We start from the raw sequence: 13,433 nt of genomic DNA, 5'->3' as shown, positions 1-13,433 counted from the left end.
CCGCAATTGGCATACACTTAATGGTCAACCTTGATTGGAACCTGCTTCATCCTCAGGATTTTGAACGTAAACTTTACGCGGTTTACTACCCTCAGCTGGCCCGACGATCCCCCGCTGTTCCATTTCATCAACGATCCGTGCGGCCCGATTATAACCAATACGAAAGCGCCGCTGTAGCATAGAAATACTAGCCGTTTGTAATTGAGCAACTAACTTGACCGCATCAGGAAAAAGTTCGTCATCGGCCTGAGCAGCCGCATCTTCAGTTGGCTGATCATCTGGCAACAGGCGATCATCATACTCGGCTGTCTGCTGTGCAGTAATAAAGCTGACCACCGCCTCAACATCTTTGGCAGCAATAAATGCACCTTGTACCCGAGTCGGTTTACTTTGTCCCATCGGCAGATACAACATATCCCCGCGGCCTAATAATTTTTCGGCACCGGTACTGTCAATGATCGTTCGCGAATCAATACCTGAAGAAACGGCAAAAGCCATTCGACTTGGCACGTTGGCCTTGATCAAGCCAGTAATAACATCAACTGACGGCCGTTGCGTTGCTAAGATCATATGGATCCCAGCCGCCCGCCCCATCTGTGCAAGTCGCACGATCGCATCTTCAACTTCATTTGACGAAACCATCATCAAATCAGCTAATTCATCAACGATGGCAACAATATAAGGCATGGCTGGCAAGGGCTGTTCAGTGTCTTTATCCTGCTGTTGCACTGCCTGATTATACTCAGTGATATTCCGCTTGCCACTCTGAGCAAATAATTCATAACGGCGTTCCATTTCTGCCACAACTTTATGCAAAGCTTGAGCCGCCTTTTTTGCATCGGTGACCACTGGCGTTAACAAATGGGGCACCCCATTATATACTGATAATTCAACCTTTTTGGGATCGATCATCATCAGTTTAACTTCATGCGGCTTGGTAGTCATTAAAAGACCAATGATAATATCGTTGATCATGACTGATTTACCACTACCAGTAGAGCCTGCGATCAATAAATGCGGCATTTTACTAATATCCACCATGATCACATTTCCAGAAATATCACGACCCACCGGTACCGCCAAAATTTTGCCAGGATGTGGCGGCTGTGCCTCAAAAACATCCCGGAAAGATACGGTCGCCACCGCTTTGTTTGGCACTTCGATCCCGATCAATGATTTACCTGGGATCGGTGCTTCGATCCGTACATCTTTAGCCGCTAAGGCTAAGGCTAGATCATCAGTTAAGCTCACGATCTTGCTCACTTTGACCCCGATCGCCGGCTTGATCTCGTATTTAGTCACCGCTGGTCCTAAATTAACGTTTTTAACTTCAACATCAATGCCAAAACTATCAAAAGTTTGTTTTAACTTTTTAGTATTTTCCTTAATTGCCGTGTATTCAGCACTTTGATCAGTTGGCGGAATTGCTTGTAAAAGTTCCGCATTCGGTAATTTATAATCCTGATCGGCAGCAGCCTCAGCAAACAAGGCCGGCGCTTCACTGGCAGCGGCGGCGCTACTAGTAGGCGCTGCTGCCAACTGATCCAAGTTAACTTTGGCTTGCGCCGATTGCATTTGCTCAGCTGCCACATTGATCGTTGGCGTGTCAGCCGCCGCTCGTTGTGCAACTGGTTGTGGTAGATCTTTGCCGCTTGGTGCGCTCGCCGGAGTAGCCGGTGTTTTAACCTTAGCCGGTCGCTTTTTCAACTTCTGTACCCGCGGTCCCAATTGTTTGCTGGCCCGGCCTAAACCCTGAATGCCTGCCCATAAATGCTGTCCACACCACTGAAGCACCCGGACCAGGTGTAAGGCCGCATCCCGAACAACCGTAAATGGAATATCAAAAAGCAGTAACAGGCCACCTAATACCCCAACAATAGTCAATAAATACGTACCAAACTGACCGACCAAAAAATAACTAAGACTATAGCCAACAGCGCCTAACATGCCGCCTCCTAAAACGGTGGTAACACTGGCACGTTGAAAATCGGCAACTAAAAAGCGCCAAGTCACGGCCATAAATTGACTGTGCAGATCTAACTGCGCAAACATGACGGCATCTAAAAAACATAATAAACTAAAATAAGTTAACAAAACCCCAGCCACACGTTTACTAGAAACAGTTGGGCCATGGCCTGCTACTAATAGAAATAAACCGTATAATCCCAATAAACCAGCAACAACGGGGAAGGTATCCCCCGCCACGATCCGTAAAATATTGGCCAGTTGATTGCCAATAAAACCCCATTTAAAAATGGCTAATAAACTGAGTAAAATAAAAATAAAACCGATCACGTTGACGGTTACTGGCGAACTTTTTCTAGCGGTGGTTTTCCGCCGTTTACTCGCTGTGGACGTGCGCTTACGCCGTGGCTTTTTTCTTGCTGCCACTTCACACACCTACTTTCTTGAAAGGACTTCTCTGTCCATTATACACAAACTTTTGTTTGCTTGGGTGGCAAGTTGGTAAAAATACAAAAAGCCTTAGCTGATTTGCTTAGCGCGCTCAACTAAAGCTTCTTCCTTATTGATCGTTATTGGTTGTCGTTTCATCCGCAGTTGTTTCCGGATGAAAATCCAATTGAACGCCTTGATCTAAGGCAACTGCCGTCACCTGATAGGTCAAGGTTTCAATATATTCTACTAACGGCCGTGACAAGCGTTGCATCTCCTGATCTTCCAGATCATCAGGCGTTCCTTTAAAATCCAACAACTGAATGATCTGTGTCATTTGCCCACTAACCGCAAAACCTTCAACCACCACATTAAACGGTACCGCAAACTGAAAGATTTTTCCACGGGCCATCATTTCTGCGGCGCCTTCGCCAGTTGCCGTTACTTCATTGATATTGACTTGCACATCAGTTTTAGGTGCTGTATCCGGTGCAACTCGATCATAATGAAACTGTTCGACCACGACTGGTTCTCGATTTGTTTTCATAGTTACCTACTTTCTGAACGTGTCAAGGCACGGTACCATTGGCTAAACTGCATCCCCACAGTCTAACAAATAGCACTCAATCCTGTTTACCTAGCGCGGCCTTCAATGCTTGTGCTAAGGCGCTTTCACCAGGTTCATCTTCTTGATTGACCTTCTGTAATAAACGTCGTTCTTCATGCTTGTTCATCCGTTTTTTGCCTTTAACAGTACCAACTTTTTCAGTAATGTTACAGTGAGTACACTTAAAATAATCCCCTTTTTCACCGGATAACAACACCATTTTTTTATGGCATTGTGGGCAACGATGATTAGTGACCTTAGGATCACGCCGTCGATAGTAGTCACAATTTTGGTTGCTGCAAACTAACAGTACACCATTACGTGTTGTTTTTTCCCGCAGTTTAGCCCCACATTTAGGACAAACCTTCATGGTCAAATTAAAATCTTTATAATCAGCCGAACTTCGTTTAACTTCCTTGACTAAATCACTGGTTGCGTGGCGGATCTGCTGGATAAAGGTTTGCTTTTTCAGTTCACCATGGGCAATTTGTTCCAATTGCTGCTCCCACTTAGCGGTTAGATCAGGCGTCGTCAAACGCGGATTAACTAACTTAAGCAATTGCTGGCCTTTAGGTGTCACCACTAAATGCGTTCCAACCCGTTCCATTAAGCCTGAGTTAACCAATTTTTCAATGATCTCAGCGCGGGTCGCTGGTGTACCTAAACCTTTTTTCTCCATTTGAACTAATAAATTGGCTTCACTTAAAGGCTTAGGCGCTTGAGTCAACTGCTTATTCAATTCAACCTGGCCTACCAGTTGAACACCTGCCTTAAGCGGTGTCACTGTTGTTGCAGTCAAGTCTAATTTAAAACCGGCCTGCGTCACCTGCGTTTGTTTTAATACAAAACCGCCGCTTAGCTGATAAGTAAACTGCGTTTCAATATAATCCGGTAAGAACAAACCAACGAACCGACCAACGATCAGATCATAAATTTTCTTCTCATCGTTAGCAAACAATTCCGGTTGTGGCATTTGTTCCGTTGGGATCAAACCATAATGGTCCGTCACTTTTGCATCGTTGAACACACTTGGCTGACGCACCGGTGCTCTTTTACCAGCCAATGGTTTCGCCAACGGTTCATAGCGACTGATAGCCGCCAAACGTTCCGTCATCGTTGCCTTCAGATCAGTTGTTAAATATTTTGAATCTGTCCGCGGATAGGTAACGACCTTATAACGCTCGTACAAGGTTTGTAACAAAGTCAGGGTCTTTTTCGCGGAAAATTGGTAACGTTGATTGGCGTCTTTTTGTAATTCCGTTAAGTCATAAGGCAACGGTGCTTTTTGATGCTTACTTTTTTCTTTAACGGTCAGCACCTTATAATTAGCCTGCTGCAGCTTCTTTTGTTGTGCTTGCGCTGCCGTCAAGGCCAAATGCGGATGACCGCTTAATTGCGCAACGCCATGTTTGGTCTGCAAACTTAAGGTATAGTAAGTTTCCGGCTGAAAATGATTGATCTTATCCGCTTGCGCCGCCACCAAACCTAAAGTTGGTGTTTGAACACGACCAGCCGCCAAACTATCATTATATTTAACCGTCAAGGCCCGCGTCACATTTAAACCCACTAACCAATCGGCAGCTGCACGGGCCTGAGCCGCTGCATACAGATCATCGTAATCTTTACTGGGCCGCAAATGAGCAAAGCCATCCCGTACGGCCTTATCCGTTTGCGAAGAGATCCAAAGCCGTTTAACCGGCTTAGCAAACTTCAAATAATCTAAGATCCACCGGGCCACTAGTTCGCCTTCCCGGCCGGCATCAGTGGCAATCACCGCTGAGCCAATATCCTTGCGCTTAGCCAATTCGCCAATAGCTTTTAATTGTGCTCGGGTTTTAGGTAGTGGCTTGATCTGCATTTTTTCAGGCATTAATGGTAGCGTGTCCAGTGACCATTCCTGCCATTCATGTTTATAGTCTTCCGGCATTTTTAAGGTCAATAAATGTCCTAACGCCCAAGTAACCACATAATCGCCGCCACTATAGTAATGCCGATTTTTCTGGGTTGCCTTTAAAACACGAGCCAGCGATTCAGCGACACTAGGTTTTTCAGCAATAACTAAAGTTTTCATTTAAACTGCTATGCAAAATATAGAGAAATATAGTCAATCATTACCGATTGCTACATTTAGAAAGATTGCATTTTTCCTTTCCTTATTTTACTTACTGCCGTTAAAGTGCTGGTATTCCGATAGTCTACAAGAGCGTAATCACATTGACCAACTATGACAGCATCAGAGCAAAGCCTGCCCCTTTGGTTTAGTTATTTTAGATTAGTGCTAATAGATTAACCACGGCATTCTTATCACGTTCAAGCGTTACACCACAATTGTAACAAACATATTCGTGGTGCTTGGTTTTATGCGTGGCATTGCCCTGTAAAGTGATTTTGTCGTTACCAGACTTGATGTGACCGCATTTTGAGCAACGTTGAGTTGACGGATAATGTTTATCAGCCAGAATCAACACTTTATCATACCAATCACATTTGTAGCTCAATAGTTGCCGGAAGTAGCCAAACATTGCCCGTTGCAGGCCTTTTGAAGCCACATGCGCCATTTGCATTTTTTTAACTGAAAGGTCTTCGATAACGATTTTGTCGTAATCAGTCACTAACTGAGTCGTGAACTTCTGCATGATGTCGTGCTGGATGTTGGTCACCTTGCGATAATCACGTTGCAATTTGGCTCTCATTGCCTGGTAATTATTGCTTTTAGTCGCCTGTTTGCCGTTCACGACCCGCTTACGTGCTAACCGTTTCTGATAGAACTTGATGCGTTGATACAGTTTCTTTAAGCGATTAGGTAGCGTATTAATTGCACCGCCTGTGTAGTTCAGATGACCAACATTAATATCAACCGCTGAGTTTTCACCAGTTTTAGGCTTAGCTGCAACAGTAACCGCAAACGGTAAACTAGCCCAATATTGGCCATTTTCACGATAAACACTAACCACTTTGAGGATACCGGCTAAATCAACCTGTTTGCTAATCCGGATGTCATACCAAGCTTTAACGCCACGCGGTCTATCCAACCGCAGCTTACCATTTATAATTTTAGCGCGGTCAGTCTTGAAGCCTTGTCGTGGCGCACGTTTTGACTTAAATCTCGGCTTCCCCCAATCAGGTAAGCTCTTATCAAAAAAGTTCTGCCACGCCTTGCCTAAATCGGCTAGCGCCAACTGCAAGGTTCGTGCGGACAACCCATATTGCCAATCAGCTTTATCAGCTACGAGTTCATTGCGCACCGAATAAGCGCCAGGTCGAGGGCTGTTGCGCTCAATCGTGTGTAAGTCGTACATGTCGTTCCAAGTTGCTAGGCCTTTATTCCAGCAATAACGGCGATAATCACACAGATCATCGAGTACCTGTTTCATGTGCCTGTTTGGATAAAGTCTGACCTTTTGTGTGCGCATCATCACTGTCACCACCTAATAAATCGGTATCGTTTTTCAACTTCGTCTTATACTTGCGCAATCCATATAATCGACCAGAAGAAACGTGGAATATGCTAATCATATCTTCAACTAATTCTTGATCTGGCGAGGTCGTCTTATTGTTCAGCACCACAATTTCAGCACCATGAGTAGCACACAGCCGCTCAAACCAAGCATAACCAAAGCGAATGAAGCGGTCTTTATAGGTAAGATGGTTCCTACTTGGTTGCTTAACACTTCATCAAGCAACTTATTCCATTGCTTGAGATTATAATTTACGCCACTACCAATCTCACTTATGGCCTCATCAAGGATAATCCCTTTTGCGTTAGCGTAGGTTTGTATGAATTCAATTTGATTTTTCAAATCATCCTTTTGGTTACTCGTTGATACGCGGGCATAGGCCACAACTTTTTTAGCGGTGGAGCTATTACCTAGGTAATCTTGGTATTGATCTTCAGTATAGTAGCGTCTGTTGGTTGGTGTACGATGAGAAATCAATATCCCTTTACGATCCCATTCCTGCAATGTTCTAACAGTTATGCCTAATCTTTCAGCCATTTCTTTTGGTTTAATCATGGTCATTATATCCATCCCCATATTAGCTTCCTATAGATATATTGACATGTTTCTCTATTTATTTCTGCTACTTTCTACATTTTAGTTAATGATTATTTCCTCCTTCATCATTTGTTTCATTTCAATTTATCATGTTCGTAACGATGAGCCCGTTCTAAACCAGTGAACGCCTGTTGCCGCAAAGCTTCATAAATAATGATTGCTGCCGAATTTGATAAGTTCAACGCACGCACATTTTCAGTCATCGGGATGCGTAAGGCTTTTTCTGGATTTTTTCGCATAAATGGTTCTGGTAGACCGGTAGTTTCCTTTCCAAACAAGAAATAGTGATCCAAACTGGTATCCGTATAATCGACATCAGTGTAAGTTTTCGACGAGAATTTACTGATCAAATACAGCCGCGCATCCGCTGGTAACGACGCTAAAAATGCATCTAAGCTTTCATGATACGTGATATCAACTTTTGCCCAATAATCCAGGCCGGCACGCTTCATATGTTTATCATCAGTGGAGAAGCCTAAAGGTTCGATCAAATGTAGATGGGTATCAGTTGCTGCACAAGTCCGGGCAATATTACCAGTGTTAGCTGGCATCAAAGGTTCATAAAGGGCAATATGGTTAGTCAAATTAGTAACTTCCTTTTTCTATTAACTTGGTTCTAGAACGGGGCTCACAAGAGAGTAAATGCCCCCGCATTTTTGGCGCTGCTTACGTTTAAACAGCCAAAAATTTTAATCAACAGCGGTGCAAAGCACATGCTAGATTCTGTAGCCTCTATTATAACGATAGCAACTAGTATTTTTCAAACTAATCGGTTTAATTTTAAGTATGCGTCCGCTCAGGTGCAGACAAACTGCCTTTAACGCACACTTTTAGATCAGCAAATAAATAAGAGCGCGCGACAATACTGACTGCCACGCTCTCTTACATCAATCAAGCTATTTAACTTTCCGAACCTTATACTTAGTTAACAAATAATCCAATAAGGCTAGATTAAAATTAATTAAACTTAACCATAAAATAAGCTGTTTATGCCGTAATTCATGTTTAGCAGCCATTTTATTACCTCCTTTAAACTAAAGAAAAACCACCGTCAACGGTTAAAACTTGGCCGGTAACGTAATTATTCTGCATTAAGTATAGGTAGGCACTTGCCACTTCAGTCACAGTCGCAACGCGGCGTAAAGGAATTTGTTTTTCCGTAGCCACCTGATTTCGTTGCAGTTGTTCAGCAGGTACCCCGCGCCACAAACCCGTTGGCGTCCAGGTTGGCGCTACCGCATTGGCACGCTGCTGCGGGGCCATTTCTATAGCTAAACCCTGGACCAAGGTCTGAATGGCCTGATTGCCGACAATGGCTCCAGAAGCATTATCGGGACGGCCGCCAGCTCCTGCGGTAAAGATCAAGCTGCCGTTCGGATTCAAATGTTGCGCCACCTGTTGAGCAATCATCACATTGGTGAAAAACTTAGCCTCCACTGCGTTGCGGATCTCGGCTAAGGGAGTCGTTAAAAAGCCCCCACTAAGTGCCCCGCCAACCATAGAAACCACATGATCTACAGGACCAACCTGCGTTAAATAAGTTGCTAGCGCTGCTTCATCCCGTACATCAAATGGTTGACCTGCAACTCGACCCACCGCCATCAAGCGGCCTAAAGCATCTTGAAATCGTTGGGGATCCTTACCGACGATCATGACCTGCGCATCTTGTTGCAAGGCCTGTCGCGCCACTTCCTCACCAAAACCAGAAGTTCCGCCCAGCACTAAAATTCGTTTATTTTGTAAAGTCTGCATCGACATCATCCTTCATTATTAACTACTAAGTAAACTAAAACGCCTACCATTTTAGTATACTATTTAGTGACTAATAATGTTGGTCTACTGGTACAAAAAGATTGGTACTACGCTACCGGTAACTTGCCAATAATTTCTGTAACTGAGCTTGCGCGGCCTGATCGGCAGAAACACTAAAACTATCCCTAATTGTTTCTGGTGTCGTTCCATCATTAGAATATTCACCAAAACCTGTAGTCGTCGAAACTGGCTCACCATTACCCGTTTTCAACTCATAGACTACGCCATTATCACCCAGTAAATATTTACTGACTGGTGCACTAAAGTCCATATTAGTACTGTAATTAGTAGCAAATGAACTTGTGTATAGCTTATCATAGCCAGTAGTACCATCTTTAGCTGTGTAAAAAACACACCCGCCAATTGCATGGATCGGAAACGCGGCTTCACCCGGCACCCCAAAATCTTGTACCTGAACCTTACCATCTGGTGTTTGCGCAAACCAATCACCGTGACCGGCACTACCATGGTCAAAGTACCAATCACTAACTGCCATTTTACCGATTTTAGCCTGCTGAATTGCCCAGGCCAAAAAGGCCGCATTAATTTTTTCTTTTTGGGTGTTGGTCAATTTAACTACCGCCGGCGCGGAATTTGTATTGGCTGAATTTGATGCCTCCCGACTGGTTGTCGTGCTGGTTGCCGTAGAAGAACTTGCTTCCTTAGTTGCTTGCTGTGCTTTTTTCAACGAAGAATTCTCTGCTTCCAGACGACTGACCTTTTGACTTTTTAAAGCCGCATTTTTTGCCGCTATACTTGCCGATATAGCACTTGATTGCCGATCTTTACGCGCCTGCTGTTGGCCGCACCCACCTAAAGAGCCTAACGTTACTAAAAGGAGTCCACTGAGTATCCATCTATTCAATTCAACCACCCCATTTTCCTTCATTTTAACATCTTTAGACTTGCCTTGTATATTATTAGCCAGCACGCACATAACTTGCTATGCTAAACTTAAGTCTGGTATTTTCAAAATTCATGTCATTAACTTAGTAGCAATAATTCCACAACTTTATAATGAAGGAAGTGACCTCCATGCTGCGTGATCATTTAATGTCCGCCGCTATTTTCGGTCTATTTAGTTTTGTCTGGTTTGGTTGGGCCCAAGAAACGCTACCGGATCAATGGCGTTGGCCAGTGGCAATAGCCAGTGTGATCGGGGCCTTGTTGGCTGCATTCAGTGGCTATCTTAGCTACCAACACTGGCATAGCGCAACTGCACTCACTGCACAAACCAATTATCGTTGGTACCTTATTTTCGTTTTAGGCGAATTTATACTGGCCGGTGGCGGTGCCGCTATTCTGTTGAAGACCCAGCAGTCGATTTACGTTGCCCCGTGGATCAGTTTAGTAGTAGGCAGCCACTTTATTGCTTTACAATTTATTTTTCATGATCCCAGTCTTTATTGGTTAGCAGCGTTGATGATTATTGTCAGCTTACTGGGACTATTTTGGCCCACACCGGCAAAAAGTGCCTTAGTCGGCGTTAACAACGGGATTATTTTACTCGCTTTCAGCCTATTTAATTTGGGCCGCTTTCTTTGGTACTAAAAGTAAGCCCTGATCAAGGCTGGTCAGGGCTTACTTTTTTAATATGCCAATTAAATAGTGTGCTTGATCTGTTCACTAAAAAAGGCCCGCCTTGATGGCCGACCTTGAATCGTTTATTTACCAGCACGTTTAACGTAGGCTGCTTTTTGTGTATTGATCTCTAATTTTTCACCAGCACTGATAAAATCAGGAACGGTAACTACCAAACCAGTTTCCATTGTTGCCGGTTTACCACCACTAGCTGCAGTGGCACCTTTGATCGTTGGCTGCGTTTCAGCCACAGTCAAAACAACGGTCGTCGGTAAAGTTAAACCGATCACTTCTGTTTGGAAGAATTCGATCTTAACTTGCATGTTTTCCAACAAGAATTTCATTTCTGGTGCAATGGATTCTGTTGGTAATTCATACTGTTCATAAGTCGCTAAATCCATAAAAAATGCTGTATCATCTTGCGTGTACAGATACTGGGCATCCTTAGTCTCTAAAACGGCCTGTTCAACTTTTTCTTCAGGCCGCATCGTGGTTTCAACGGTTGAGCCTGAACGAATATCATATAACTTCATGCGCATAACGGTATTACCTTTACCGGGCTTATGGTGGTCAGCTGATAAAACCTTGATCAGCTTACCATTTTGCTCAAAAGTCATGCCGGCTTTTAAATTGATTGCTTCAATCATTGTGTGTTCGCTCCTCGTATAAAATGTATGGTTACGCATAGTGTCAACTGATATTCTTCAACAAATCGTTTGATCGTTAAACTTAAATTTTGCTGACTTAAACGAATATAGTTTTGCACTACAGGTATTCGTTACTCATTTTACCACGTCCACGATTATTACAAAATTAATTTTTGCTGTGTGCGGCGAAATAAGTATTGTTCTAAAGACCGGCGATCAACGTCTAAATGCAAAAAAGCATCACTATAAAAAACTATAGCCTAAAATAATGGTCACAGCCGAATCGTACTTCAATAAAATTGTTGGGGGCACGCATAATAATAGCCCTGTCGTAAAGTAATCGCCAACTGATCGGCTAACGCCACATCCCTCGCCGTTTCAATACCTTCCAAAACAAAAGCCTTGTTGCCTGACTGAGCAAGTTGGCGCCAGAAAAGTAATTGCTCATAATAAATTGGATCGTTTATATCGCCATTTTGTAAAGCAAATTTAACTTCTATAGCAAGTGGCAGTAATGCCTTTAGACGCGTAAATTGATTAATCCCACTGCCTACATCGTCCAAACTCAATTGTAAGCCTTGCGCAATGAGATAGCGGGCGGCGGTGACCAACTCCGATTCTAAAATTAACTGGCCATTGTCACGTTCAGTCAACTCAATAATCAATTGTTGCTGAGCAAATTGTTGCTGGACGTGAGCCAATGCTTGTAGCATTGCCGGTTGAATAAATTGATCATGATCTAAATTGATCATGACCTTAGTAGTCGGGGACAAATGAACCAGTGCCTCACTAACAACATTAGCAAACGCCTCTGGAGTTAGCCTGTTAAAATCCACTGGTACCTGCCACTGATTCGTAATTCGCTTTCGCAATAAGAGTTCGTACCCGTCAACAATCTGTCTTATCTGATCGTAGCGCGCTTGGCGAAACAAGCAATATTGAACTAAAGAGTTCTTTCCCTCATTAAGTGTTTTCTTGCCCTTGCATCGCAATCCGCTCACTCCTACTCCAGTTTCCCCAAATTACGCACTTTATAATAGTTCTAGGATGACATTCATGTTTTAACCGGCGGAAAAATAAGCACTTCATAGACTATGGTTATCATTATAGCAGAAAAAGTCTAAAATATTGATACTATTTTACTTTTTTGTTAACCGGTTACTAAACTCTGTTTCAGTATTACTTGTTAATTATTGCCAAATACCAATCGAATCTAGCGCCGACCCTAAACATTTTAACTTTGTACCAAACAAAAAACTCATCCAAAATTGGATGAGTTTTTTGAACTACCAGTCAGCTTTAACGGCTTTCGGCGTATTTAGTTTTAATAAAATCAGCAGATGTTTGCAACTTAGCCAACTCTTCCTCAGTCAAATCAAGTTGTAACTGCTCAACAATACCATCACGCCCAACGATCGCCGGATAAGATAGGTAAGTGCCGTACTCTTCCCGGTAATTGGAAACGGGTAATTCGGTTAATGCGTTAGTCATGATCGTGTTAGCCAAGTAAACGGCAGCGGTGGAAACACCATAATTAGTGTACTTTTTACCGTGGAAAACTTTAAAGCCGCCGGCACGCGCCTCCTTATCGAGTTCGTCCAGGTCTAAATGTTTTTCCTGAGCAATTTCGGTGATCGGTTTGCCTAAAACGCGAACCGTTGACCAAGCAGTGAATTGCGAATTCCCGTGTTCGCCTAAGTTATAGCCAACAACGGAACGTGGATCAATGTTCAACCGCTGGGCAACGGAACGCTTCATGCGCGCAGAGTCTAAAAGCGTGCCGGTTCCAATAACGTGTTTTTTAGGTAAACCAGTAACTTCTTGGTAGATCGACGTGATCACGTCAACTGGATTGGTGATCGCAACGATCAAACCATGAAAACCGCTGGCCTTAATTTTAGCAGCAACTTCACGGACCGCCACCCGGGTAAAAGGTAACTCGGCGAAACGATCATCATTCGCATTATCTTGCAATTTGATACTACCGATTGCAGAAATGATCACATCGGCGTCTTGCAAGGCAGCATAATCGTTGACCACAATATTAGTATGGTGTGGCAAATTAGGTAGAGCATCCTGTAGATCTAAGGCATCAGCGGCTACCTTTTCTTCACGTTTATCAATTAAAACTAAATCATCGGCAAAACCGCCAGCGACAATATAATGAGCGGCAGCAGCCCCAACGTTGCCCATGCCAATAACGGCTAATTTTCGTGTCATAAAATAAAGTCCCCTTTTAGCAAATTCTTATTTTGTCGCTGATAATATCAGATTTTAATTAAATTATGCTTGTAAAAAATGTAATCAAGTTCTATACTAAAAACGATCGTACACGAT

Annotated in this window: 11 protein-coding genes and 1 pseudogene; 1 reads left to right on the top strand and 11 read right to left on the bottom strand. The window is 43.3% G+C overall.

Going from position 1 to position 13,433, the window contains the following annotated elements:
* Positions 1–24: 24 nt before the first annotated feature.
* The 8 genes and pseudogenes from FFM78_RS03025 to FFM78_RS02990 form a co-directional block, all read right to left on the bottom strand.
* Complete coding sequence (locus tag FFM78_RS03025; protein ID WP_137636955.1) at positions 25–2,391, bottom strand: DNA translocase FtsK; 2,367 nt, start codon at positions 2,389–2,391, stop codon at positions 25–27.
* A 133-nt stretch (positions 2,392–2,524) separates the two neighbouring features.
* Positions 2,525–2,941, bottom strand: a complete 417-nt coding sequence (locus FFM78_RS03020) for a DUF1149 family protein (protein ID WP_137636954.1) — start codon at positions 2,939–2,941, stop codon at positions 2,525–2,527.
* A 76-nt stretch (positions 2,942–3,017) separates the two neighbouring features.
* On the bottom strand, positions 3,018–5,072 hold the full coding sequence (locus FFM78_RS03015; RefSeq protein ID WP_137636953.1) for a DNA topoisomerase 3: 2,055 nt from the start codon (positions 5,070–5,072) through the stop codon (positions 3,018–3,020).
* A 196-nt stretch (positions 5,073–5,268) separates the two neighbouring features.
* Positions 5,269–6,417, bottom strand: a complete 1,149-nt coding sequence (locus FFM78_RS03010) for an RNA-guided endonuclease InsQ/TnpB family protein (protein WP_137636952.1) — start codon at positions 6,415–6,417, stop codon at positions 5,269–5,271.
* Positions 6,356–7,020, bottom strand: a pseudogene (locus tag FFM78_RS03005) (IS607 family transposase). The gene FFM78_RS03010 and the pseudogene FFM78_RS03005 overlap by 62 nt, the downstream one beginning before the upstream one ends.
* 110 nt (positions 7,021–7,130) lie before the next feature.
* A complete protein-coding gene (trmL, locus tag FFM78_RS03000; RefSeq protein ID WP_137636951.1) occupies positions 7,131–7,640 on the bottom strand; it encodes a tRNA (uridine(34)/cytosine(34)/5-carboxymethylaminomethyluridine(34)-2'-O)-methyltransferase TrmL in 510 nt (169 codons plus the stop codon).
* Positions 7,641–8,085: 445 nt separating this feature from the next.
* Positions 8,086–8,808: an SDR family oxidoreductase gene (locus FFM78_RS02995; RefSeq protein ID WP_137636950.1), complete on the bottom strand. Its 723-nt coding sequence runs from the start codon at positions 8,806–8,808 to the stop codon at positions 8,086–8,088.
* Positions 8,809–8,920: 112 nt separating this feature from the next.
* On the bottom strand, positions 8,921–9,742 hold the full coding sequence (locus FFM78_RS02990; protein WP_373280660.1) for a hypothetical protein: 822 nt from the start codon (positions 9,740–9,742) through the stop codon (positions 8,921–8,923).
* 161 nt (positions 9,743–9,903) lie between these two features.
* Between FFM78_RS02990 and FFM78_RS02985 the strand changes: the two genes are divergently transcribed.
* Positions 9,904–10,419 carry a DUF4175 domain-containing protein gene (locus tag FFM78_RS02985; RefSeq protein WP_137636948.1) on the top strand — a complete coding sequence of 172 codons (516 nt, stop codon included), beginning with the start codon at positions 9,904–9,906 and terminating at the stop codon, positions 10,417–10,419.
* A 113-nt stretch (positions 10,420–10,532) separates the two neighbouring features.
* On the opposite strand, the gene efp is transcribed toward FFM78_RS02985, so the two are convergent.
* The 3 genes from efp to FFM78_RS02970 all read right to left on the bottom strand — a co-directional run bounded on the left by efp (position 10,533) and on the right by FFM78_RS02970 (position 13,316).
* Positions 10,533–11,096 carry an elongation factor P gene (gene efp / locus FFM78_RS02980; RefSeq protein ID WP_137636947.1) on the bottom strand — a complete coding sequence of 188 codons (564 nt, stop codon included), beginning with the start codon at positions 11,094–11,096 and terminating at the stop codon, positions 10,533–10,535.
* 290 nt (positions 11,097–11,386) lie between these two features.
* The gene (locus FFM78_RS02975; RefSeq protein WP_223876996.1) at positions 11,387–11,968 is read right to left on the bottom strand and encodes an EAL domain-containing protein; all 582 of its coding nucleotides are present in this window, start codon (positions 11,966–11,968) and stop codon (positions 11,387–11,389) included.
* Between the two features lie 427 nt (positions 11,969–12,395).
* Positions 12,396–13,316 carry an L-lactate dehydrogenase gene (locus tag FFM78_RS02970; RefSeq protein ID WP_137636946.1) on the bottom strand — a complete coding sequence of 307 codons (921 nt, stop codon included), beginning with the start codon at positions 13,314–13,316 and terminating at the stop codon, positions 12,396–12,398.
* Positions 13,317–13,433: the final 117 nt, after the last annotated feature.

It is taken from the genome of Loigolactobacillus binensis, from assembly GCF_005405165.1.
Taxonomy (GTDB): Bacteria; Bacillota; Bacilli; order Lactobacillales; family Lactobacillaceae; genus Loigolactobacillus; species Loigolactobacillus binensis.
Note: the sequence above shows the minus strand (reverse complement) of the source record. Positions and strands in the feature narration are given on the sequence as shown.